This window comes from Mesorhizobium sp. M0862 (assembly GCF_040319795.1).
Taxonomy (GTDB): Bacteria; Pseudomonadota; Alphaproteobacteria; order Rhizobiales; family Rhizobiaceae; genus Mesorhizobium.
The window spans coordinates 51,269-75,263 of record NZ_JAMYOJ010000010.1; the positions used below are offsets into that span (position 1 = coordinate 51,269).

The 23,995-nt window shown below is 63.6% G+C and carries 20 protein-coding genes; 12 read left to right on the forward strand and 8 right to left on the reverse strand.

The genetic code is table 11. The features are described from left to right. The first annotated feature begins 44 nt into the window (after positions 1 to 44). From NKI15_RS16735 to NKI15_RS16755, 5 genes are all read left to right on the forward strand, one after another. On the forward strand, positions 45 to 803 hold the full coding sequence (locus NKI15_RS16735) for a PP2C family protein-serine/threonine phosphatase (protein WP_023692196.1): 759 nt from the start codon (positions 45 to 47) through the stop codon (positions 801 to 803). Beyond that, the gene (locus NKI15_RS16740) at positions 800 to 3,253 is read left to right on the forward strand and encodes a serine/threonine-protein kinase (protein WP_023704802.1); all 2,454 of its coding nucleotides are present in this window, start codon (positions 800 to 802) and stop codon (positions 3,251 to 3,253) included. The genes NKI15_RS16735 and NKI15_RS16740 overlap by 4 nt, the downstream gene beginning before the upstream one ends. 11 nt (positions 3,254 to 3,264) lie before the next feature. Continuing rightward, positions 3,265 to 3,726 (forward strand): DUF1036 domain-containing protein, encoded by a 462-nt coding sequence (locus NKI15_RS16745; RefSeq protein WP_023667922.1) that lies wholly within the window; start codon positions 3,265 to 3,267, stop codon positions 3,724 to 3,726. Further along, positions 3,723 to 6,119, forward strand: coding sequence for a M23 family metallopeptidase (locus tag NKI15_RS16750; RefSeq protein ID WP_023704801.1), 2,397 nt, complete (start codon positions 3,723 to 3,725; stop codon positions 6,117 to 6,119). Before NKI15_RS16745 ends, NKI15_RS16750 begins: the two co-directional genes overlap by 4 nt. Positions 6,120 to 6,384: 265 nt before the next feature. Further along, entirely contained in the window at positions 6,385 to 7,998 is a 1,614-nt protein-coding gene (locus tag NKI15_RS16755) for a caspase family protein (RefSeq protein ID WP_245261078.1), read from the forward strand. Between the two features lie 79 nt (positions 7,999 to 8,077). On the opposite strand, the gene NKI15_RS16760 is transcribed toward NKI15_RS16755, so the two are convergent. Further along, positions 8,078 to 8,614, reverse strand: coding sequence for an OmpA family protein (locus tag NKI15_RS16760; RefSeq protein ID WP_023732205.1), 537 nt, complete (start codon positions 8,612 to 8,614; stop codon positions 8,078 to 8,080). Positions 8,615 to 8,843: 229 nt separating this feature from the next. On the opposite strand from NKI15_RS16760, the gene NKI15_RS16765 reads away from it, so the two are divergent. Further along, positions 8,844 to 9,407 carry a DUF6931 family protein gene (locus NKI15_RS16765; RefSeq protein WP_352711024.1) on the forward strand — a complete coding sequence of 188 codons (564 nt, stop codon included), beginning with the start codon at positions 8,844 to 8,846 and terminating at the stop codon, positions 9,405 to 9,407. A 58-nt stretch (positions 9,408 to 9,465) separates the two neighbouring features. On the opposite strand, the gene NKI15_RS16770 is transcribed toward NKI15_RS16765, so the two are convergent. The 3 genes from NKI15_RS16770 to NKI15_RS16780 form a co-directional block, all read right to left on the reverse strand. Continuing rightward, positions 9,466 to 10,716 (reverse strand): caspase family protein, encoded by a 1,251-nt coding sequence (locus NKI15_RS16770; RefSeq protein WP_352514650.1) that lies wholly within the window; start codon positions 10,714 to 10,716, stop codon positions 9,466 to 9,468. A gap of 56 nt (positions 10,717 to 10,772) precedes the next feature. After that, positions 10,773 to 11,873 (reverse strand): OmpA family protein, encoded by a 1,101-nt coding sequence (locus tag NKI15_RS16775; RefSeq protein WP_023682638.1) that lies wholly within the window; start codon positions 11,871 to 11,873, stop codon positions 10,773 to 10,775. Between the two features lie 139 nt (positions 11,874 to 12,012). Further along, the gene (locus tag NKI15_RS16780; RefSeq protein ID WP_023667913.1) at positions 12,013 to 12,654 is read right to left on the reverse strand and encodes a ThuA domain-containing protein; all 642 of its coding nucleotides are present in this window, start codon (positions 12,652 to 12,654) and stop codon (positions 12,013 to 12,015) included. A gap of 257 nt (positions 12,655 to 12,911) precedes the next feature. Here NKI15_RS16780 and NKI15_RS16785 point away from each other — a divergent pair, with 257 nt between their 5' ends. Beyond that, positions 12,912 to 13,556 carry a YjbE family putative metal transport protein gene (locus tag NKI15_RS16785; protein ID WP_023667912.1) on the forward strand — a complete coding sequence of 215 codons (645 nt, stop codon included), beginning with the start codon at positions 12,912 to 12,914 and terminating at the stop codon, positions 13,554 to 13,556. 13 nt (positions 13,557 to 13,569) lie between these two features. Here the strand turns inward: NKI15_RS16785 and NKI15_RS16790 are convergent, their stop codons facing one another. Beyond that, positions 13,570 to 14,955: an FAD-binding oxidoreductase gene (locus NKI15_RS16790; RefSeq protein WP_023667911.1), complete on the reverse strand. Its 1,386-nt coding sequence runs from the start codon at positions 14,953 to 14,955 to the stop codon at positions 13,570 to 13,572. A gap of 225 nt (positions 14,956 to 15,180) precedes the next feature. Here NKI15_RS16790 and NKI15_RS16795 point away from each other — a divergent pair, with 225 nt between their 5' ends. After that, a complete protein-coding gene (locus NKI15_RS16795; RefSeq protein ID WP_031197970.1) occupies positions 15,181 to 16,245 on the forward strand; it encodes a LacI family DNA-binding transcriptional regulator in 1,065 nt (354 codons plus the stop codon). Here the strand turns inward: NKI15_RS16795 and NKI15_RS16800 are convergent. From NKI15_RS16800 to NKI15_RS16810, 3 genes are all read right to left on the reverse strand, one after another. Further along, on the reverse strand, positions 16,233 to 17,210 hold the full coding sequence (locus NKI15_RS16800; RefSeq protein WP_031197971.1) for an alpha/beta hydrolase: 978 nt from the start codon (positions 17,208 to 17,210) through the stop codon (positions 16,233 to 16,235). The two genes, NKI15_RS16795 and NKI15_RS16800, sit on opposite strands and share 13 nt — an antisense overlap. 13 nt (positions 17,211 to 17,223) lie before the next feature. Continuing rightward, positions 17,224 to 18,372 (reverse strand): Gfo/Idh/MocA family protein, encoded by a 1,149-nt coding sequence (locus NKI15_RS16805; RefSeq protein ID WP_023714869.1) that lies wholly within the window; start codon positions 18,370 to 18,372, stop codon positions 17,224 to 17,226. A gap of 254 nt (positions 18,373 to 18,626) precedes the next feature. Then, positions 18,627 to 19,388, reverse strand: coding sequence for a DeoR/GlpR family DNA-binding transcription regulator (locus tag NKI15_RS16810; RefSeq protein WP_352514649.1), 762 nt, complete (start codon positions 19,386 to 19,388; stop codon positions 18,627 to 18,629). 162 nt (positions 19,389 to 19,550) lie between these two features. Here NKI15_RS16810 and NKI15_RS16815 point away from each other — a divergent pair, with 162 nt between their 5' ends. The 4 genes from NKI15_RS16815 (at position 19,551) to NKI15_RS16830 (ending at position 23,904) form a co-directional block, all read left to right on the forward strand. After that, complete coding sequence (locus NKI15_RS16815; protein WP_023692211.1) at positions 19,551 to 20,351, forward strand: beta/alpha barrel domain-containing protein; 801 nt, start codon at positions 19,551 to 19,553, stop codon at positions 20,349 to 20,351. Between the two features lie 3 nt (positions 20,352 to 20,354). Further along, positions 20,355 to 21,305, forward strand: coding sequence for a PfkB family carbohydrate kinase (locus NKI15_RS16820; protein WP_352514642.1), 951 nt, complete (start codon positions 20,355 to 20,357; stop codon positions 21,303 to 21,305). Positions 21,306 to 21,395: 90 nt separating this feature from the next. Then, positions 21,396 to 22,541 (forward strand): ABC transporter ATP-binding protein, encoded by a 1,146-nt coding sequence (locus NKI15_RS16825; RefSeq protein ID WP_023682644.1) that lies wholly within the window; start codon positions 21,396 to 21,398, stop codon positions 22,539 to 22,541. 115 nt (positions 22,542 to 22,656) lie between these two features. Beyond that, entirely contained in the window at positions 22,657 to 23,904 is a 1,248-nt protein-coding gene (locus tag NKI15_RS16830) for an ABC transporter substrate-binding protein (RefSeq protein WP_352886401.1), read from the forward strand. Positions 23,905 to 23,995: the final 91 nt, after the last annotated feature.

Genomic DNA, 23,995 nt, shown 5'->3' on the forward strand with positions numbered 1-23,995 from the left:
GACTGGCCAGGCACGTCAGCCAAGGCGTTGCGGAGCGTAGGCAAGTGAACGATGCCGCCTTTGAGAGCTACGGCGTGAGCCACAAGGGCTGCGTGCGCGACCACAATGAGGACAGCTTTCTGGTCGAGCCGCGGATCGGCCTCTGGGTGGTGGCCGACGGCATGGGCGGGCACGAGGCCGGAGAAGTCGCTTCGGCAAGCATTGTCGAGCATCTGGCGACGATCGGCATCGCCAGTTCGGCGCCGGATCTGCGCGCCCGCTTTGAGGATCGGCTGAACCGGGCGCATGCCGAGATCCGCCGGATTTCGCGCTCACGCGGCGTGACCATCGGCTCCACCGTTGCCGCACTGCTGGCCATGGACGGCAGGTTCGCCTGCCTGTGGTCGGGCGACAGCCGCGTCTATCTCGTGCGCAACGCCGCGATCTCGCAGATTTCGCGCGACCACACCGAGGTCCAGGAACTGCTCGACAGCGGCGCGATCAGCGCGGCCGAAGCGGAGAACTGGCCGCGCCGCAACGTCATCACCCGCGCCATCGGCGTCAACGACGAAATCGCCATCGACTTCCAGCAGGGAGAGACCCTTGCCGGCGACATTTTCATCCTCAGCACGGACGGCCTGACGGCGCATGTCAGTGACGCGGAGATTGCGGCTGCAGTGCTCTCGGCAGCGCCGCAGGCTGCCTGCGAAAAGCTGCTTTCCATGGTGCTTGAGCGCGGCGGCACGGACAACGTCACCATCGTTCTGGTCAAGATCAGAGACAAAGGCAATGGCCTGTCCCGAGCAGAAGGCCGTGACCGATGAGCTCCGACGACAAGACCCGGCTATTGCCCAACATGGCGGATACCAGCGTCGGCACGCAGCTCAGCGGCATCTACGAGCTCGACGAACGCATCGCGTCGGGCGGCATGGGCGAAGTCTATCGCGGCCACAACATCCAGACCGGCGATCATGTCGCGATCAAGATCGTGCTGCCGGAATTCGCCCGCGATCAGACGATCCTGTCGCTGTTTCGCAAGGAAGCCTCGATCCTCAACCATCTGTCGCATGACGCGGTCGTGCGCTACCACGTCTTCACCATAGATCCCGGCATCGGGCGGCCCTATCTGGCGATGGAATTCGTCGACGGCCAGTCGCTGTACGACGTCATGCGCGGCGGGGCGATGGCGACTCCGGATGTGCGCAAACTGTGCCACCGGCTGGCCTCGGGCCTGAGCGCCGTGCACCAGGCCGGCGCCATCCACCGCGATCTGTCGCCCGACAACATCATCCTGCCGGGCGGCCGGGTCGAGCGGGCAAAGATCATCGATTTCGGCATTGCGCGATCGGCCGCGGTCGGTGGCGAGACGCTGATCGGCGGCAAGTTTGCCGGAAAATACAATTACGTCTCCCCCGAGCAGCTCGGGCTCTATGGCGGCGAGGTCAGCGAACAGTCCGACATCTACAGCCTGGGGCTGGTGCTGGCGGCGGCGCTGCGCGGCAAGCCGATCGATATGGGCGGCTCGCAATACGAGATCGTCGAAAAACGGCGGACCGTCCCTGATCTCTCCGGCATCGATGCCGATTTCAGGGACATTGTCGAAGCGATGCTGCAGCCTGACCCGGATGATCGACCGGCCAGCATGGCCGAAATCGCCCGGTTGACGCGCGACGACAGCGACGCAACCTTGCCGCCGGCATCGCTCGCGCCCCGGCCCGGTCTGCCGCGAACCGGGCAGACCGCAGGGCCTGTCTCGAAGGTCGGGGACTCGCCGGCCCAAGGCTTCGGTTCGGCCCCGCCAAGCGGCACGGCGGAGCCGTCTTTCGTGCCGCACGTGCGCCCGGCGCACCTGTCGCAGCCGAAACCGGCTGCTGAAACTCCCAGACGAGCAAGCACACCGCCGAAGCGTGCTACTACAGGCAGAAATCTGACGATCGCGGTGCTGTCGGCGGTGGCCGTGGTATCGCTTGGAGGGCTCTATGCATCGGGTATCGTGGGATTCGGAGACCGGCCTCGCGTCACCGACACCGGCAAGCCGCTCCAACCCGAACTGACAAAGCCGATCGTCGCTGACAAGCCCGTTCCGGACACTGCGCCGGTCGAGAAGACGGTGCCAAAGCCGCAACCAGCGGAGACTGCGGCTGAAGATCAGGCCAAAGCGCCGGTCGAGCCGCAGCCGACGCCACCAGTCGCGTCGAGCGCTACGGCCCCGCTGCCGGCCGCACCAATCGACAAGACCGTCGCGCTGCAACCGCCATCCGGCCCGTCACAGTCCGATGCCGCGAAGAACCCCGAGCCTGTCAGTCCGCCGGTAGAGCCCAAGGCGACAGCGCCGGCCACGCAAACACCTGAACCAACGGCCGAGGCACCCACGCCCACAGCACCGGCGCCGCAACCCACCGCTCAACCGCCCGAGCCCAAGGCGCAGGCGCCTGAACCGACCGCGCAGGCGCCCAAGCCGGACACGCAGGCGCCCAAGCCGGACACGCTGGCCCCCAAGCCGGACACGCAGGCGCCTGAAACGACCGCAGAGCCCAACCCAAGCCGGCCCAACATCGCCAGCGGCGAGCAGGCCGACAAGTCCGCAGAGCCCGACATTGCCATGAACGTGCCCAAGCCGGAGGTGCCGCCACCGGCCGATGCGGCCGCGGAGCGGGTCACCTGGGTACGCGCCTTCAATGGTGGTGATTGTTTTTTTGCGACGGTGACGTCGGCCGCCGACAAGGGCGTCGCGATCGAGGGCTTCGGCACGTCGGTGCCACCCTTCGAACAGTTGCTTGGGGAATTCCAGGCGAAGTTCCATGTCGAGCCGGATATCAGCGTCCGCCTTATCCAGCCCCCGCAATGCGGGATCACCGGCTTCCTGCGTTTCATGGGCGCGAGCACGGCCGACAGGCCGCAGCTTGTCCTCGACCAGACATCGGTGCCGGACGGCTCGCCGATCGACGGCACGCTGATGACGCATGGCGGGCTGGTGTCGAGCGTGTTCCTGATCGACCACAGGGGCATCGCCTTCAACCTCGACGATCATGTTGTCGTACAAGCCGACAAGGCGACCTTCTCGATCCCGATCGGGCTCGGCGCCGCCGACAAGGCGGCAGGCAAGGCGTTGCCGCAGATCATCATGGTGATCACCGGGCCGCAGGACATTAAGGCGGCGGACTTCACAACGCCGACGCCGGCCTCGGTGCTGTTGCCCAGGATACTCGACGAGATCGGCGCCAGGAGTTCGGCATTTTCGGCGACCGCCAAATATTTCCGCCTCGGCGGCTAGCACCGACGCCGATGCAACGTCGTCGCCGAGATCCCGTCCTGCTTGCCCGGAACGTGCGGGTGAAGCTCGCCGCGAGCGCGGTCGCGACGCTGTTGCTGGCGCTTCTTTCCACCGGGCAAGCGCGCGCCGAATTCACCGTCTGCAACCAGACGCTCGATGTCGTCAATCTTGCCGTCGGCCAAAAGGTCGACGATGCCGACCAGACCGATGGCTGGTGGACCATCGGCGCCAATCAATGCGTCAACGTCATCCGCGAGGAGCTGACCAACCGCTACATCTACATCTACGCGACGGATGTGTTCGGCCACGCCATTCTGGCAGGCTCCACCGACATGTGCATCGAGCGGCGGCGGTTCTCGATCCGCGGCATCGATGAATGCTGGCAGCGCGGCCATATCGCGGCGAAGTTTCTCGAAGTCGACACCCAGGAACAGGTGCGCTGGACCTTCTTCCTGACCGGAAGCGCGCCGTGACGCACAGCATCGACACCAGCTTCAAAGCAAAGAAGCAGGCGCGCGCCGCGCTGCGCAGGCGCAGGATCTGGCTCGGGCTGGCGGCTGGCCTGGCGACAATCGTCCTCGCCGCGATTGCCACCGGCTTCTATCTTACCGCCGACTACTGGTCGTTCGGCGACGAGGACGAGGAACTGCATGCCGTCGAAGGCTCGGACGACGTGCCGGCCGACGCATCGGTCTACGTGCCGGCCATCATCGACCTTGCCGGCGACCCGATGTGGATCACACTGGCGCCGGAGGCCGGCGCCGCGAAGAGCAGCGGGATGCCGCGCCCGGCGGAGCTCGACCAGGCCGGTATCTCCCCTCAGATCATGGTTCTCTCCGACGTGATGCTGAGCGCCAGCGAAAAATTCATGACGACGATCCCCTCGACGCAAGAGGATTTCGCTTTCTTTCAGGCGCAGCGGAAGACCGCGGTCGCGCCACCCGCCGAACCCAGCGATCCGCAGAATGACCTGCAGAACGATCTTCAACCATCGCCCGGCGCGGACGGGGCTCCGGCGGCCTCCGGCCCAGCTCCTGACCCGCAAGCCGCTCCGGGTGCATCGGCGGCGGCCGATGACCCCGAGGCCGGCTGGGGCGAGACCATCGATGAGGGCGAAGCAGCACTCCCCGCCTTTCAGAAGACACCGGTCGAAAACAACACCAGCGTTGCCACCGTCAGCTCGGAATACCAGCGCTTCGAGGCGACCCAGGACATTTTCGTGAAAATCCTCAACGACCGCAGCCTGGACAGCGTGGCGCTCGATGCGCATTTTTCCGCCGACGACGCAAAGCTTGCCGGCGAGGCGCTGAAGGCGCTGTTCGACAAGGACGGCCTGCAGCCTGGTTATGTCGTGGCGATGCGCGGCTTCAGGCCGACGCGCGAGACCACGACGATGTCGCTGATGCAGGTCTCGATCTATGCCAGGAACGTCTTTGTCGGCACGCTGACACGCAACGCGGCCGGTGCCTTCGTGTCGGGCGTCGACCCGTGGGTGCGCGAGGACCTGTTCAATTATTCGGGCGCCGAGACCGAAGGCACGCAGAAACGGCAATACCGCCTGCTCGACGCGATCTATTCGACGGCGGCCCGCAACAATGTGCCGAGCGGCATCATCGGCGAAGCCATCATGTATCTGTCGCGGGGACAGGATCTGGATGCTTTCGCCAGCGAGGACCAGCGTCTTGTGCTGATCTATTCGCAGACGCCGCGCGGCAAGAACGAGACCGACGGACGGGTGCTCTATGTCGGTATCCAAGGCACGCAAAAGAGCTTGGATTGTTTCGTTTTCCAGCAGAGCGACGGCCAGTTTTCCTGCGTCTCGGGCGATGACCAGGTGCGCTCGCTGACGGTGGCCAACGGCATGGTGACGCCGGTCAACGGTGTCATGACGTCGACCTTCGGGCCGCGCAAGCATCCGATCCTGGGCGTTGTTCGCATCCACAAGGGCGTCGACTGGGCAGCACCCGTGGGGACCCCGATCGCAGCAGCCTTCGACGGCGAGATCATCTTCCAGGGCGACGGCGGCGGCTACGGCAATGTGGTCAAGATCGCCCATGGCGGCGGCCGCGAGACGCGCTACGCGCATATGTCGAAATTCGCCATTGCCAGCGGTGTCGGCACCAAGGTGAAGGCCGGCGACATTATCGGCTATATCGGCACCACCGGCCTGTCGACCGGGCCACATTTGCATTTCGAACTCTATCAGAGCGGTCAGGCGATCGATCCGCTCGGAACAGTGACCGCTGCAATCGCCGTCACTTCCAGCGATCCCGCCGTCGAAACGCTGACCGACCGTATCGTCCACGTCGAATCGGGCGGTAGCGCGCGGGCCAAGAACCCGCTGTCTTCGGCGACAGGCGCCGGCCAGTTCATATCCAAGACCTGGATCCGGATGATGAACACCTATCGTCCCGAACTGGCGCGCTCGCTGTCGACCGCAGACCTGCTCGCTTTGCGCTACGACGCCACCATCTCGCGTGAGATGGTGCGCAATCTGGCGCGCGAGGGCGAAGCCTATCTCAAGGCGCGTGGCCACCAGATCACCGCCGGCCGGCTCTATCTCTGCCATTTCCTCGGTATGGAAGGCGCCCATCAGGTGCTGGCGTCGCCGGGATCGGCGCAGTTGAGCGCCGTGCTCGGCTCGTCCGTTATCCAGGCCAACCCGTTTCTTGCCGGCAAGACCGCCAGCTACGTCGTCGACTGGGCGGAACGGAAGATGGGCCGCAAATTGCCGACGCCCGCCACCACCGATGCGGGCCAGCAGACGACGACGGAAGTCCGCCAGACATCGCCGGAGTTCGAAAAATACAAGCAGGCGATAACGGCACTGGTCGGCTCGATCCAAAATACTCTTGAGCCGGGCTAGAGCTGGCAGTTCGCCCCGGCTTTCGCCAAGCCGATTGGTTCTGAGGCCGGCGAATGGTATGTTTGCGGATATTTGGGAAGGTTTTTGGGTCCTTGTGAACCAAAACTGTGGCTGGGATCACATACGCCCAACAGCCATTTTGGCAGAAGCGATACAGTCGCTGGTGAAATTTAGCATGCACAGCCATCAATAACGCGCCCCATTGGGGCGGAAGGCCGATCCCATGAAAGCGTTTGCCGTCCTTTTGAGCGGATTTTTTCTGTTAATGCTGACCGCGCTTGGCACCGTCCAGGCGGCGGCGCCGGATGCCGGTGGCGTCAAACGCGTCGCGCTGGTCATCGGCAACAGCAAATACGTCCATGCCGTCGAATTGCCCAATCCGGCCAATGACGCGCATCTCATCGCATCGACGCTGCGCAATGCCGGCTTCGAGGTGATCGAGGGCGTCGACCAGGACAATGCCGGCATGCACAGCCTGATCAGCAAATTCACCGAGCAGTCCTACGATGCCGACCTCGCCGTCATCTTCTATGCCGGCCACGGCATGCAAGTCGACGGCAAGAACTTTTTGATCCCGGTCGACGCCGAACTGACGTCACCTGCCTATCTCAAGACCCGCACCGTCCAGATCGACGACTTCATGGCCGCACTGCCGCCCGACCCGGCGGTCGGCGTCATCATCCTTGATGCCTGCCGCGACAATCCGCTGGCACGGACACTGGCGGCCTCGATGCCGAAGACCCGCTCCACCGCGCTGGGCACCGGCCTGGCGCCGATCGACCCTAAATCAGAGGGCGTCGGCACCGGCGGCATCCTGATTGCCTATGCCACCGACCCGGGCGCCATCGCCTTTGACGGCAACGGCGTCGACAGCCCCTACTCGACCGCGCTCGCCAGGCACCTGACCGAACCCGGCGTCGAGATCCAGAGCGCGCTGACGCGGGTGCGCGGCGAAGTGGCCGAGACCACGCAAGGCCGCCAGCGGCCATGGCACAACGCATCGCTGGGCCGCGAGGTCTTCCTTGGCAAACCGGCCGCCGAAGCCGCACCGATGGTAAAACCGGCCGCCGATGACGCGAACGCCGTGGCAGCGCCCGCTCCTGCTCTCGTCACCAGCGAACCGCCTTCGTGGGAAGTCGAGCAGCGGCTTTGGGACGAGGCCTCGAAGCGCAACACCGCGCCATTCTACGAAGCCTATCTCGAACAGTTCCCGAATGGCCGCTTCGCCACGGTGGCGCAGCTCAACATCGATGCGCTGAACGATCCGAAAGCCCAGGAACGGCAGGTGGCAGCGCTCGATGCCGACGAAGCGAACTCGGGTTCTGCCGTGCGCACCTCGGTCGGCATTTCGGACGACATGAAGAAGGTGCTGGGCACCGAGGCGACGGAGAACGCGATCGGTCTCGATCGCCAGGGCCGCATCGACCTGCAATTGCGCGTCGAGGCGCTGGGCAACGAGCTTGGCCGCGTCGACGGCAATATTGGCGCCAAGACCCGGCAAGCGATCGGCGACTGGCAAGAGGGGAACGGGCTGCCTCCGACCACCTTCCTGACGCGCGAGCAACTGGCGTTCCTGGTTATCCAGACGGACCCGATGATGGAGGCCGTTCGTGCCAAGCACGAGGCCGACCAGGCCGGAGTGGACAAGCAGAAGAAACAGGTGGTGCAGAAGGCCCGCACGCTGAAGCCGGTGGCGGAAAAGCCACGCAAGAAGCAGTACGCCCAGAAGCCGCGCCGACAACAGCAGTTCGTGCAGAAAAGGCGCAACCGAGAGGTCGTGCGCGAGGATGAACCGCCACCGCGGGACAACAATGATTTCCTGACCAAGGCGCTGATCTTCGGCACCGGCGTAGCAGTCGGCGGCGTGCTCAAGAACTGATCGATCACATCGAACGACAAAAACGCCGCGTGTCCGTTGGACGCGCGGCGTTGATGGCCGGAAGACGCAGCCGGCGAAGCTACTGCGCCTTGATCCGCATCTCGACCCGCCGGTTGACGGGATCGTAGGGATCGGGATTGCGTGGATTGGCCTCGCCGAGACCGACCGCCTTGATGCGGGTGGATTCGATGCCGTTGGATTCGAGGAAGGCGGTGACCGATTGCGCCCTGCGCTGCGACAGCCCCTCATTGTAGGTCGCCGAGCCGGATGCGTCGGTATAGCCTTCGACGACGAAGGACAGCTTGCTCAGCCGATCGTCCTTCAGCGCCTTGGCAAATTCGTCGAGTTCGCTGCGCGCCTTGGCGTCGAGCTCGGACGAATCCAGGCTGAAATTGATCAGCATATCGAGGCCGGTCTTCTCCGGAGGCTTTTCTTTCTGGCCGGTCTTGCTCTTGCACTCGTCCTCGGTGCCGACACAAATCCCGCGTGCCGCGCCGTGATCGATCGTGCCGGCAAAGAACTTCACAATGTCTTCCGATTTCTGAAGTGGGTCGGCATAGACGTGAGTCGAGAAAAGCACGGTCGCCAATGCCAAGACTGAAATGTGCCGCTGCATAACGGTTACTCCCGTTTCGAGCATCCGATTTTCACTCAGGCCCGATCCATGGATCCGGGCCAACTCTTCCTGTTCGACAATGATCTGTCGAGATCACGGTCGGCTGTGGAATATACCAAACCGTGAGGCGTTTGTCTGTGAACAACGTCATGGACATGTGGTGGTCGACAGACTTGACCCGCGCCTCGCAGGCGGGTTGAGTGAGGGCTGGGGGAGGATAACAGCAGCGATGGTCAACGGGCTTCGATTCCAGACCGCACGCGATCTCTTCGCCGCGAACACGGCTGTCGCCCGGGACATGACGGCCGTTCCGACCGACCAACCCTCGCTCGAGTTCTGCCGCCGGCTGATGGCCGGGCGCATCCCCGAGGAAGCGATTACCTTTTGCGCCTATCTCCTGCCTGACCGGGCCGCAATCTGGTGGGGCCATGAGTGCCTTGGGCATCTGACCGAGCTGCTCGAAGAGCAGGATCTCGCAACGCTGGCCCTGATCCAGGACTGGGTCGGCGACCCCAACAATGCAAGCCGCCGGGAGGCTGTCGCCGGGGCGGCGATGACGCAGCAGCACACGCCTGCCGGCTGGATCGCGCTAGCGGCGCAACGGCACATCAATGGCCTGACGCCGCAGACCAACGGGTCGAGGCTGCGGCCGCTGCCGGCTGCGCATGCCGTCAATGCCGGCATACTGGCCGGACTGGCGCGGGTTGCGGTGGCGGACCGTTTCTCCGTGCTCACCGCCTTTGTCGAGATGGGCATCCATCTGGCCGGAACCGAGGCGCTGCGCCGAGCCTGATTGCTCTGGATCGTGATGAGATTTCATTGAAATCTGATCCAACCCATTGTTGGCGGTCTCATTTGCAGCCGTTTTGCGCCCATTTGCCGAGTGCCACCTTGAAGCGCGTGCCCAGCGGGTGTTGCAGGCGCAACACCGAGACATCATTGGTGACGTAGGTCTTGGCCTGGTCGCACAGCCGCTCCTCGGTCCATTGATGACAGTTGCTGCACTGGTTGTCCCAGACGGACTTTTCCAGGCCCTCGACCGGACTGAAGTGCGGCTTGCCCTGGATGAGTTGGGCGATGCTCTTGCCGTCGATCGCCGGGTCGCCGAAATTGACCGGAACGTCGAAAAGGACTGGCGCGTCCGAGCCCAGCTTCGGAATTTCCTCACGCAGCTGTTCCAGCGCCTGCTCGCCGGCGTCCGTACCCGGCGGATTGGCGGCCGCGCCGGTGCGCGCCTGCGTATCGCCTTCGGGCGCAGCCGCGCCGGAATCGCCGACGATCAGCGGCGCCTTGAGATCGACCTTGTGAAGCACGACATCGGTGGCCAGCGAAACGTTGATCCAGGGCCGCTGGCGTCCGGCTGTGGCCTTGAACAAATCCGACGTAACCCGGTTCATCGCTTCGGTGATCGAGACGTTGACCTCGCCGATATGGGCAAGCAGCGCCGCCGAAAATGGCGAGTGCTCGCCCGGTCCGTCATAGGCGAGCTGGTTGGGACTGGCAGCGAAGGCGACCAGCGTGCCGGCGCCGCCATTCTCGATCGGTATTTCGGCAAGGCCGCTGCTTGCCGTGCTGTCGCCGCCAGTCTCCTTGGCAAGCACATCGGCGAGCGGGTTGTCGCGGCAGGCGTCGAGGAACACCAGCCTGATGCTGGTCTCGCGCGACATCTGCCGCAGGATGAAGTCCACCTGCACGGCTTCGAAGTCGAGCGAGGTCTCGTCCTCCAGCGCCGCATCGACAGGCAGCAGGTAATTCCTGCCCGAGACCTGCAGGCCATGACCGGCATAGAAGAACAGCGCGATATCGGCGCCACGCACCTGCCGCGCGAATTGCGCGATCTTTTCCTGCGTCTGCGCCTTGGTGAGATCGAGGCCGGAGACGATTTCGAAGCCCAGCCCCTTCAGGCGATCGGACATTGCCTGCGCATCGTTCACCGGATTGGGCAGCACCGGCGCGTTCCGGTAATGGGAATTGCCGAGCACCAGGGCGATGCGGCGTTCGGCACTGGCCGCGGTCATGGTAATGGTAATGGTCATGGTCAACGCAAGCGCCAGCACCGCGAGGCCGATGCCGCGCATGAAGTTGCCGCAACTTGCAATCATGTCCAAACGCACCGGATTCCTTTTCGGTTGACGGGCCTTCTCAGTTAAGGACCGGCTCAGTTGGCGAGCGGCGTGGCGGAGAACTCGATCCGCCGGTTCAGCGCCTTGTTCTTCGGCGTATCGTTCGGCGCCACCGGCTTTTCCTCGCCATAGCCGGAAGCCGTGATCTGCGCCGATGGAATGCCCGCAGCGATGATCGCGTCGGCGACCGCCTTGGCGCGCCGTTCCGACAGGTTCTTGTTGGCCGTCGGCGACCCGTCGGAATCGGTATGGCCCGAAACCTCGACCTTCAGTTTCGGACATTTGCCGACGACGCCGACCACCTCGGCCAGCAGTGGGCGGCTCTTTTCATCGAGCCGAGCGCTGGCTGGGCGAAAATAGACGGCGCCGGTGCGCGACAGCACCTCGAACCTGTTCAGGCATTCATCGTCGCTGAAGGACGTCTTGCCTGCATCTGTGGCGACCGGCCCGGCATCGGCTGGGGCTGCGACGGCAGGCGCCGCCGCCGGCTTGGCCCCATCAGCGGTGAAGACGAAGTCGAACGACACCGAAGCCGTCGGGACGATGCTGCTGACATTGGCCGCCTGCTGGAGTTTTTCGATGTTGGGCAACAGGCCGAAATCCTCGACATGCACGGCGACCGGCGCCTCCGATGCGATCGACACCATGCTGTCGGTGATCATGGTGACCACGACATTGGCCTCAAGGTCCTTGTCGACGCCGTGCAGGCTCAGGCGAAACGGGATATGCGCGCTCATGCGCCGTTTGGTGGCGAGATCGGCAAAAGCGGCGGGATCGACTTTCGCCGTCACTTCCGCCGTCGGGAATTTAAAGGTTTCGAAGAACAGGAAGCGCATGCGGACATTGCGAAGGTCGATGCCGGTGTCGACCGAGTTGAGGTCGAACGTGACCTTGGCGGCGCCATCCGATGTCAGCGTGCCCGAGAGGTTCCTGATCTTGTTGGTTTCGACAATGGTGTTCTTCTTCACCGATTGATAGGTGAGCGTCGAATTCGCCGGATCGAGCGTCCAGTTCGGCTGCGCGTTGGCCGCCTGCGGCGCAAGCAGCAACAGACCGAACACCACGACCACCAGAGCGGGCCGACGCCAGCGCTGCGACGACTTTCCATGCCTTACTAATCCGACGACCCCGAACATGCATGTCCCCCGTGACAACACATTTCAGTTGCGATGACGGCGGTCGAACGCCGTGACCTCAGCCAGCATAGAGCGTTAGCCGCGGCTTAGCGAGTAGCGGAGGCGTGATATCGCCGTTGCTTGCTCGGACAGGCCCCGGTTATCGGCTGGCCCACAGCACCCCACGCTCGAAGATGGTGCGCATTTGCGGGACGGAAAACTCATCCGCGGTGTGGCCGAGCGCGCTGAAGAAGACGCGGCCCTTGCCGTAGCGGCGCTTCCAGACCACGGGCATGACGACGCCGTCGATGAAGTCGAGATGCTCACCGCTGAACGTCGTCGTCGCCAGCACCTCGTTGCTCGGGTCGACATGCATGTAATACTGCTCGGAATGGTAGGCGAAACCCTCGATACCCCTGACGATCGGATCGTCGCTGATGATGTCGACACGGTAGTGGATGATGTCGCCGGGGTGCGCGACCCATTGGCCGCCGGTCATGAACTGATAGGCCGGCTCGTTGCGAAAACTGTCGCCCATGGTGCCGTGGAACCCGGCAAGGCCGGTTCCGCCGCTGACGGCGGCGGTGAGGTTTTGCAGCTCCGGTTTCTCGATCGTCGACATGGTGATCACCGGCACGATCAGATCGATGGCCGGGAGCTGCGGATCGGCGAGCGCCGATGTGCCCTCTTCTATCCGCACTTCGAAGCCATGCCCCGTCAATATCTCGCTGACGACAGCGGAGCTGCGGGCCGGCGTGTGACCCTCCCATCCGCCCCAGAAAATCAGTGCCGTCTTGCTCATGCTCGTCTCTCCTTTGGTCGGCAATATTGATAGGCAAGCGGAACGCTTTTGTCTTCCCTTCCATGATGGGCATTCTGGGACGGGCATTTCTGGTCGGAAATCACGACCCGGCGATGAATTCCGTGGATGAGGACCGATTGGCCGCGCTGGCGTCTTGTTTCAATGCCGGGCTGCACTCAAATCAGCTGTCTTCGCGTTTGCGCAGACATCGGTCCGATCCGCCGCAACCAGCCGGAGCCTTCCGGGGAGACCGCTCTATGAGTTTCGACCAGACGACTGTCGCCGCTTATCTGGAAGTCATCACCATCAACCTTGTGCTGTCTGGCGACAATGTCGTGGTGATCGGCATGGCGGCCGCAGGCCTCGCCAAGGCGTTGCGGCAGAAGGCGATCATCGCCGGCATTGCCGCGGCGGCGGTGATCCGCGTCGTCTTTGCGGTGATCGCGGTGCAACTGCTGGAAATTCCGGGGATCATGCTGGTCGGCGGCATGCTTTTGTTCTGGGTGTGCTGGAACATGTTCCAGGAGTTGCGCTCGGCCGGCGACGGCGAGGACGTCGACACTGAAGCCGTAGCACTTGCGACGGCGCGGCCGGCCAAGGCGCTGCGCACCGCGATCCTGCAGATCGTCGTCGCCGATGTCTCGATGTCGCTGGACAATGTGCTGGCCGTGGCGGGCGCCGCCGCCCACGACATGAATGCGCTGGTGTTCGGTCTCATCCTGTCGGTGGTTCTGATGGCGGTCGCCTCGACGCTGGTGGCGGCGCTGCTTGCCAGGTATCGCTGGATCGGCTGGCTCGGTCTGGCAATCATCGTCTATGTCGCGGGAAATATGACTCTGGACGGCGTCGAGCAGATGAGAACGGTCGACTTACACGCGCTGCTCTCGCCAGTTGCAAGCTAGATTCTCCTGGCGATCAAATGATATCGAAAATCCGCCCTGGGTTGAGAATGTTGTGCGGATCGAACGCCACCTTCAGCCGGCGCATGGCTGATATTTCGGCGTCGCTGCGCACGAGGTTCAGCCATTTCTTCTTGTCGAGGCCGATGCCGTGCTCGGCCGAGACGGCGCCACCGCATGCCGCCACGCCGCGATAGATGATCTCATAGGCGGCCGCCGGTTCCGTGGTGTCGACCTGATAGTGCAGATTGCCGTCGCCGAGATGGCCGAAGACGTAGATCTCGGCGCGGCTGTCGACGGCGTGGATCGCGGCTTCGGCGTTGCGCAGGAAACCCGCCATGGTCGCCAACGGGATGCTGATGTCGACGCCGATCATGCCCTCGATCGCAAACAGGAAGCGGTTGGCCTCTTCGCGCACATCCCATAGCGCACGGAATTCGCGCGGCGACTGCGAGACGACCACGTCGGCGACGATGCCGTCCTCGACCGCCTGCATCAGCACCGAAGCGAAACGCTCGCCGTCCAGCTCGGCCTGGTTGCCCTGGATCTCGGCCAAAACATAAACCGGCGCGCCGGCAGGCAGCGGCGCCGGCGCGGCCATGCCGGCAATCATGGCGCCGTAGAGCGGCGAGAAGTTTACCTCATAGGCCGAAAGCAAGGGCCCGAGCCGCTGCTTGAGCAACCCCAGCAACGCAATCGCCGCCTCCAGCGAGCCAAGTGCGCAAAAGGCGGCAACCTCGGTGGCGGGCTTGGGATGCAGCCGCAGGCAGGCGCGAGTAACCACGCCCAGCGTGCCTTCGCTGCCAATGAAAAGCTGGTTGAGATCGTATCCCGAATTGTCCTTGGCCAGGCCACGCAACGAAGTCAGGATCGAGCCGTCGGCAAGCACGGCCTCCAGCCCCAGCACCTGGGCGCGGTACATGCCGTAGCGCAGCACGCGAATGCCGCCAGCATTGGTGGCGATGTTGCCGCCGACCGTCGCCGTGCCGCGCGCGCCGATATCGACGCCGAACATCAGGCCGGACGCATCGGCCGCTTCCTGCACCATTTGCAGCGGCGCGCCGGCTTCCGCGATGATGGTTGCCGCGGCGCCGTCGGGCGCTTCGACCGCGGTCATGCGCTCCAGCGACAGCACCGCTTCGCCCGGCTGCACGCGCGCGCCGCCGGCCAGCCCGGTGCGGCCGCCATGGACGACCAGCTTCTGGCCGATACCACTGCATAGGCGCAGGATTTCGGCGACGTCGGCGGCGTTGCGCGGACGCAAGACCAGTTCGGGCTGGCCGCCGCCCTTGCCGGAGAGGTCGTCGCCATAGCGCGGATCGATAGCATCGCAGATCACAATCGCGGCGGCATCGAGCCGACGATATAGCTGGGAAAGAAGCCGATCGATCTGTTGTGTCATGGTGCCTGGACTTTTCAGCGCTCTTTGTGACCGAGACTTTGATGCGCGACAATTTTCGCGTCAATTGAACAAATTTACGCACGGTATAATCTGTCATTGCGCGTTGAACCCACTGACGTTTCCTGTAAATTTCGTCTGCCGTTGCGTGGCGGACGCGCCGGCTGCAGGACCGTGGGCAGCGTCAAGGGATGACCGAGGTTCTGGCGCGTGCCAGACGAGGATTGAATGCCAATGACGCACAAGACGATGGAGGATTTCGCCCGCTCCTGCGGCGTCTCCAGGCCGACGCTGTCGAAATATTTCGACGATCCGACCAGCGTCAAGCCGGCAACGCGCAAGCGCATCGAAGAGGCGTTGCGGTCGTCCGACTACCAGCCCAATCTGTTTGCCCGCAACCTCAACCGCAAGCGCACCCGCGCCATCGGCATTGTCGTACCGACGGTCACCGATCCCTTCTATTCCGAAATGGTCAGCCGCATCGAGCTCAGGCTGCGCGACGAGGGCTACTGGCCGATCGTCATCTCCTCGCATGGCTCAACCGAGCTCGAAATGGAGGCGACACGTACCATCCTGTCGCTGAAAGTTTCGGGCGCGCTGATCGCGCCGCTCGGCTTGCGCTCGGACCGGCGCACGCTGGAGAAGCTGACCCAGACAATGCCGGTCGTCTATTTCGACACCTATCTTGAAGGCGGCACGCCCTTTGTCGGCAACAACAATGCCCAGAGCGTCTCGACCATCGTCGACTATCTCTGCCGCTCCGGCGACGCCCCGGTCTATTTCGACATCCCGCATGTCAATCACAATTCGCCGGAGCGCCTGAACAGTTACGTCGCCGCGATGCGTCAACTTGGCCAGGAGCCGGTGGTTATCGGCAACACCCGAGACTACACATGGGATTTCGAGCGCATCGGCTACAAGCAGATGGAACAGATGCTCGGGGCCAGCGGCCTGCCGGGCAAGACCGGGGGTCTGCCCGGCAAGACCGGAGGTCTGCCCGGCAAGACCATACTGTGTGCGAATGACCGCCTGGCTTTCGGCGTGATGGCGGCAGCCTTCGCGAAAGGGCTGAAGATCGGCCGCAAGGCCGATTGCGACCTGCGTATCGCCGCCCATGACGACCATCCGCTGAGCCGCTACACCTGCCCCGCACTGACCACCATCGCGCAGGATTTTGCCGCCATGGCGGGGCGCAGCGTCGAGACACTGCTCGCTTTGCTCAACGAGGATACGGCAAACGTCGCGCCGAAGGTCAGCCTCGACGCCGCCCTGGTGATGCGTCAGTCCGCTTGAGCCTTTCCAAAGGCAGGATCGAAGCTTCGCCACGCGGCAATGGCGGCGGCAACCGCCTGTCTCGCTGCCGGGCCGTGACGGCCCATCGAGACGAAGCCGTGGATCTGACCGGGCCAGTGTTCCAGCACGACCGGCACGCCAGCCTGCTGCAGACGCCTGGCATAGGCCTCGCCTTCGTCGGCGAGGATGTCGTGACCGGCGATGGCGATGAAGGTGGGCGGCGCACCGGCGAGGCTTTCCGCCTTCAGCGGTGAGGTACGCCAGTCGCCGATGTCGGCGGCATTGCGGACATAATGGTCGCGGAACCAGGCCATGGTCGAGGCGGTCAGGCCAAAGCCTATGGCGAAGCGGCGATAGCTGTCCGTCGTCTGCCCGGCATCGGTGTTGGGATAAAACAGCAGCTGCGCTGCCGGCGGATTTTTGTCCCCCCGCGTGAGCAGGCCGAGCACCGTAGCGAGATTGCCGCCGGCGCTGTCGCCGGCAACCGCAATGCTGGCAGCCTCGATGCCGAGTTCGTCCGCCGCGCTTTGCATGAAGTTGAGCGTTGCGCGGCAATCCTCTATTGCCGCCGGGAATTTGTGTTCCGGCGCCAGCCGGTAGTCGACGGAAACGACGACAGCGACTGCCTCGTTGGCGAACCAGCGGCAGATCTCGTCATGCGAGTCGAGATTGCCGATTACCCAGCCGCCGCCATGGAGATAGAGCAGCGCCGGAGCGCCTGCCGAAGGCGCGCCCTGCCCGCGATAGATCCTGAGCCTCAGCGGACCGCCGGGTCCTGCAATGATGCGCTCGCTGATCGACGCGACCAGCTCGCGCTCGCCTTGCAGGGTCGGGAAGCCTTCATTGTAGGCGCGGCGCGCCTGCTCAGGCGTTCCCGTTTCGAACGGCGGCGCGCCGGCCTGGCTGCCGAGCTCGAGCACATGCCGGGCCTCCGGATCTAGGGGCGACGGGGACGGTGGCGTCACGGGCGAACCTCCGTCAGGCAAGCAGGGTTGCGGCTTCGTCTTCGCCAAGCAGCGGCGGCTGGTCGACCGTGCCGTTGACGGCAACCGAGCCACGGCTTTCGCCCGAACCCAGGATCGCCTCCATGATCTCAAGCACATGCAGCGCCAGCTCACCGGAGGCGCGCGGCTTTCTGCCCGCGGCCAGCGCGCGCGCCAGATCGGCGACGCCGAGCATGCGGTAATTGGCGCGGTCGGGCGCGGAATAGGGCCAGTTGCGGTCGCCATAGAGTTCGCTCTCGCTGGCGAAATCGGCCCAGTCGGCGCCACGCTCCGACAGCGAAACGGTGCCGCCGAACGTGTCGGGGTCGGGCAGCCTGAGCGAGCCTTCGGTGCCGTGCAGTTCGATCGGATGGTTGGAGTGTTTGAACACGTCCCAGGAGGCGCCGAAGGTGACGGTGGCGCCGGAACGGAATTCGAGCAGCGACACTATGTTTGTCGGCGTGCCGACCTTGAATGTCGTGTTCTTGAACGGCCCGTCGGCCGTGATCAGCCTCTCCTCCTGGCCGTGCGTCGCCATCGCCATGACGCGCTCGACCGGTCCGAGCAGGTTGACCAGCATGGTCAGGTAGTAGGGACCCATGTCGAACACCGGACCGCCGCCGGGCTGATAGTAGAATTGCGGATTGGGATGCCAGTGCTCCATGCCCCGTCCCATCATGAAAGCGGTGCCGGTCACCGGCTTGCCGATCGCGCCGTCATCCATCAGCCGGCGCGCGCGGCGGCCGGCTGCACCCAGGAATGTGTCCGGCGCCGAGCCGATCAGCAGGCCGCGCTTCGCGGCCTCGGCGACAAGCCGGCGGCCGTCGGCGGCGGAGGTTGCCAACGGCTTTTCGGTGAAGACGTGCTTGCCCGCCGAAAGCGCCGAGAACGAAATATCGAAATGCGCCGCGGGGATTGTCAGGTTCAGCACGAGGTCGATATTGGGGTCGGCCAGCAGCGCGTCAACGCCGAGGGCGCGGATGCCGTATTCCCTGGCGCGCAGCTCGGCCATGTCAGCGGAAATGTCGGCGCAGGCGCGTAGCTCGACACCACCAAAGAGCGCTGCATTGCGCAGATAGGTCATCGAGATGTTGCCGCAGCCGATGACACCGATGCCGAGCTTTGTCTCTGATTTTCCGTGCATTTCCAGCTTTCCTCCGAAGCCAAGGGCATGCTGCGCAACCGTTGCAGTTCCCACGACCCCCCGCAATCCGCTATACAGGACTTTAAATGTTGACGCGCGTAAAATTTTTATAGAGCTTATGAGAATTCTGGCGTGCACTGGGAGGCCGCCAGCGTGAGGAGGAGAACATGACCGGCATGAAAAACGGCCGACGGCCGCTGCGAAGCCCGTGGCTCATGCGCGCTTTCCGTCGCGCATCAGAGACCGGGATGGGTTCAGGCATAGATCACCTTGGCCCCGATCCTATCAAGCTCGCTGCGTATTGGACCGGGCAGGCCATCGTCGGTGATCACCACATCGACGGCCGACAGCGAAAATGCCTTGGACGTCCCGCTGACGCCCCATTTGCTCGAATCGGCGAGCAGGACAACGCGCCGGGCCATGCGAACGAGGTTTCGCTTCGTTCGCGCCATGTCTTCGTTCACGTCGACCACATCCAGTGACGAGTCTACCGCATGCGCTCCAACAAAGACCTGATGCGCTACCAGGCCGCCGAGAGCCGTATCGGCATCGGTGATCAGCGTGCTCACCGTGTCGGGATAGACCCGGCCGCCGATCATATGAACGTCGAGCCCGGGACGATGCATAAGATGCTGCACGATATTCATGGCCGTGGCCGCGACCACGACATTGCTGAGCGGCGGTAACTGCATGGCAAGCTGCATCAAGGTCGAGCCACCGTCGAAGATGATCGACTGGTTGTCCTCGAAAAGGTCGAGCGCCGCCCGGGCGATGCGCTTCTTTGCGTCGAGGTTCGTTTGCATCCGCCGCGCGAACGCGGCCGTCGTCGAATCGGTGGTCCGGGTCACCGCTCCTCCACGGGTCTTGGTCAGCAGTCCCTTGCGGTCCAGTATTTCGAGGTCGGAGCGCACCGTGACCTCCGACACGCCAAACCCGTCCGACAGGTCCTTGATGCGAACCTGTCCGCTGCGTTGCACCTCGCCCAGGATCGATTGGCGTCTCTGCTCCGACAACATTGCCCTGCCCTTGCCTGCCTGCGCCGAGCAATCGCGCCGGCCTCGGCTCACCTTACCGGAAATATGCAGATTCGAAAGCTTTCGAAAGATTGTTTTTCTTTTTTCTTTCGGAAACACTGGATTGAGCATTTTTAAATCAACCGATCAGGGAATTTTGGACTCATGAGCCTAGGAACCAAGGTGCGTCTCGCGCGCCTCTTCTCGCATCCATCGGGGAACCTTTTTGGCGGCGCGGTCGACCACTTCGTCGGCTATGGCGACGTGCGCAAAGGCGGCCTTGCCGACCTGCCGGGTGCGCTCGCACGCGTCATGGCGGGCAAACCCGACTATGTCAGCATCCAGCCTGGCACTGCGCGCCATCTGTGGCCGCAATATGCGGGCAAAGCTTCCCTGGTAATTCAGGCGGGCTGTTTCACCGCGGACGATCGCATCAGCGAGCTGATCGCAACGCCCGAGGATGCGGTGCGCGCGGGCGCCGATGCGTTGGCCGTGGCCATTCCGGTGCGCGGCGCGACGGAGGGCAAATACATACGCTGGCTGACCGATTCGGTGAATGCGGCGGCCCGCTACGGCATGCCTGTGGTGGCGCATATCTACCCTCGCGATTTCACCGACGGAGCAAAGATCGTCTTCACCCCCGACGAGATCGCCTATGCGGCGCGCATCGGTTACGAGTCCGGCGTCGACGTGATCAAGATCGGCTACACCGGCGATTTCGAGTCGTTCCGGGAGACCGTCCGGACCTGCCCGGTGCCGGTTGTCATCGCGGGCGGTCCAAAGACCGATACGCTGCTCGGCGCGCTTCAGCAGACGGCGGACGCCATCCGTGCCGGCGCGCGCGGCGCCGTGGTCGGCCGCAATCTCTGGGGGCACGGCGATCCGGAGAAGGCAGCGCTTGCCTTTCGCGGCGTCATCCATGACGGCCTTTCGGCGCAAGACGCCCTGGCGAAGGCGGGTGCCTGAACGATGCCCACCATCCCCTCGATCCTCGGCTTCGGCGCTATTGCGATCGACGACATCGTCTACGTCGATCAGCCACTGTCGGCGGGCAAGGGTAAGGTTCTGCAAAGTACCCGCGCCTTCGGGGGAAATGTCGCGACGGCGCTGGCCGCCGTCGCGCGGCTCGGCGGAACCGCCGGGTTCGTCGGATGGCTGGCCAGTGCCTCGGACAACGCGGTGCAGCTCGATCTCGTGGCGAGCGGTATTGAAACCGCATTCGCGCCGCGCCATCCCGACGCGCGCCCGGTGCACTCGCGGATCACCGTCGGCTCGGACGGGGAAAGGTTCATCGCGTATGACGACGATGCGATGCTGGGCACCGCTCCGGACTTTCCGGACGATATCCTCAGCCGCGCAACCGTCCTGATCGTAGATAGCTATGCGACCGGGTCGCTGGATGTCGTGGCTCGGGCTCGCGATCTCGGCCTTGCGATCCTCGGCGATATCGAATGGAGCAGCGGCCCCGCCACGGAGCGGCTGATCGCGCTCTGCGACCATCTCATTGTTCCACTTAGCTTTGCACGGACTGCCACGGGGCGCCGATCGCCTGCCGAGATGCTCGATGCCTTGTGGTTGCCATCGCGATCCGCCGTGGTTCTGACCGATGGAGGCAGGGGTGTGTACTATCGCGGCCGTGAAGAGACAGGTCTCTGGCACCTGCCCCCGCACCGGGTTGCGGTCGTCGACTCCACAGGCGCGGGTGACTGCTTTCATGGCGCCTATGCCCATGCGTTGACGCGCGGAGCCGACACCGCGGGCCGGGTGGCATTCGCGGCCGCGGCGGCGGCCGTTTCGATAACGGGGCGTGGCGGGCGCGAGGCGCTTCCGACCGAGGACCAGGTCACGCAACTCCTGGCATCGGCGAACGCGCCGTCAGCAGTCAACCTGAAAAATGCGCATGTGGATGCTGGAGCATGACCTGAAACGATCCGACGAAACATTTCGCAGGCGAACACAAGCCCAGGAGAATCATAAAAAATCAGGGCTTATACTTGTGGAGGGAGGAATATGGCAGAAGTCATTCTTGAGAAGATCTGCAAAACCTACGGGAACAGTTTTCGCGCAATCGACCAGTTGAACCTGTCGGTCAAGGACGGCGAGTTCTTGATCCTCGTCGGGCCTTCCGGCTGCGGCAAATCCACGGCGTTGCGAATGATCGCGGGGTTGGAAGACATCACCAGCGGCAGCCTTCGGATCGGCGGGGTCGACGTCGTCGACATGCCGCCCAAGGACCGCGACATCGCGATGGTGTTTCAGAGCTACGCGCTCTACCCGCATATGACGGTATCCGAAAACATCGCCTTTTCGATGCGGCTGGCAGGCAAGCCGAAGGCCGAGCGCAAGAAGCGCGTGGACGAGATCGCCAAAACTCTTCAGCTGACGTCTTTGCTGGACAGCAAACCCGCGAACCTGTCAGGCGGGCAGCGTCAACGGGTTGCCATGGGCCGCGCCATGGTGCGCGAGCCGGCCGCCTTTCTCATGGACGAGCCGCTTTCCAATCTGGATGCGAAACTGCGTGTGCAAATGCGCGCCGAAATCACCAGCCTGCAAAAGCAGCTCGGCGTCACGACCATTTACGTGACCCACGATCAGATCGAAGCGATGACGATGGGCGACAGGGTCGCGGTGCTGAAAGGCGGTGTGCTGCAGCAGGTCGACACCCCCAAGAGGCTCTATGAATCGCCGGTTAACGCCTTCGTTGCCGGCTTCATCGGCTCTCCTTCGATGAACCTTTTCGAGGCGACCCTGAAGGGCGGCGAGCTCGCTTTTCGCGACTTCGCCGTCCGGCTGCAGGATGCAGCCCTCGTGCGCAGGCCGGCCTTGAGGTCGTATGCGGGGCGCAAGGTCGTGTTCGGGATCAGACCGGAGGATCTTTATGACAGCAGCCTTGAATCCGGTCGCAAGTATCAGACGATACCGGCCAGGGTGACCTCGATCGAGGAACTCGGCTCCGAACAGATCGTCCACATGAACATCGACGCGGTCCGGGTGGACTCCGGCGATCCGGATGCGGTGGATGATTTCGGCCTGGCGTCGAACGCGGTGGCGAGGTTCGAGCCGATCAGCGCCGTCCGCTCCGGCTCGGAAATCCGGTTGGCCGTGGATGATGCCAAGTTCCATTTCTTCGATCCCGAAACGCATCTGGCGATCTGAAGATCTGCGGAAGACCGCGGGCGGGAGCGAGGTGCCTGCGGAAGATACAAGAAGGCTTCTGAATGAACAGACGATCGTCCGCATTGTGCGGCCGATCTTGAAGAAGGAGGAGAAAATGATGTTTCGGATACGACCCGAGATGCTGAAAATAGCCGCGGCCGCATGGTTGCTTGGTGCAACCGGCGCCATGGCGGACACGACGCTGGAATTCACCCAATGGTGGGAGCCCGAATTGCCGGCGGGATCGCTCAGGGCAATCATGAACGACTTCGAGGCTGCAAACCCCGGCATCAAGGTGACGCTGGTCAGCGGTCCCTATGCGACCACGCGAGACCAGATCTCGGTCGGCGCCGCAACCGGAACGCTCAGCGACGTCGTCGGTCTCGACGGCGCCTGGGTGAACAATCTGAACGCGCAGGGTGCGCTAGCCGACATGAACCCGATGATGGATGCGAGCGGGTTCGACAAGACCCAGGTCGCGGATATCATCAAGGTGGACGGCAAGGCGGTGATGTTTCCCGTGGCTTCGTTCGTCTATCCGGTCTTCGTCAATCTGGACCTCGCCGCCCAGGCAGGCGTCACCAAGCTGCCGTCGACCCGCGCGGAGTTTCTCGAAGCCGCCAAGAAGATGACCCATGCCGACAAGAACCAGTATGGCTGGGTGCTGCCGCTGTCGCTGCAAACGCCGTCCGGTGTCCAGAACGACCTGATGTCGTGGGTCTGGGCCTCGGGTCAATCGATGATGGTTGAAGGCAAGCCGGCTCTCGAGGGCAAGCCGGTCGTCGATATGCTCACCTTCGTCAAATCGCTGAACGACGCCGGCGTCATCTCGCCCGGCATTGCCACCAAGACCGAGCAGGAAAAGGTCGAGGAATTCGTCAACGATCGGGTCGGAATGATGATCGACTCGCTCGCGCATGTGAATCTCATCCGCAAACGCAATCCCAAGCTGAACTTCGACCTCATCCCGGTCCCAGTCGTGGCGGACTACAACGGCAAGCGCGGCCTTCCCTATGCCTCCTGGGGCATCGGCATCTCTGCCGCCTCGAAACATCAGGATGAAGCCTGGAAGCTCGTCCAATATCTGATGAGTGAAAAGGTGAATGCCAAGCTCGTGTCGCTTGCAAACGCCTTCCCGGGGAACGTCAACGCCAAGCCCGATTTCGTGACCTCGGACAAGGCTTTCGCCAAGGCTTTCGAAATCGTCAAGACCGGCTATCTCGCCAACGAGTTCACGGGCCTGCCGGTGGCTGAAGACCTGATGACCCAGTTCGACGTGGAGGCTCAGAAGATGCTTGCCGGCGAGCAGTCTCCGGAACAAGCCGCAACCAACGCTCAAAAGGGCTGGATGGCGAAATTCTGAGCGGCCCATTGCCCGTTTGCTATCTTCCACCGGGTGGCCCGGCCTCGGCCAGGCCACCCGTCAACAACGGATCGCAATTTGAGATGGACCT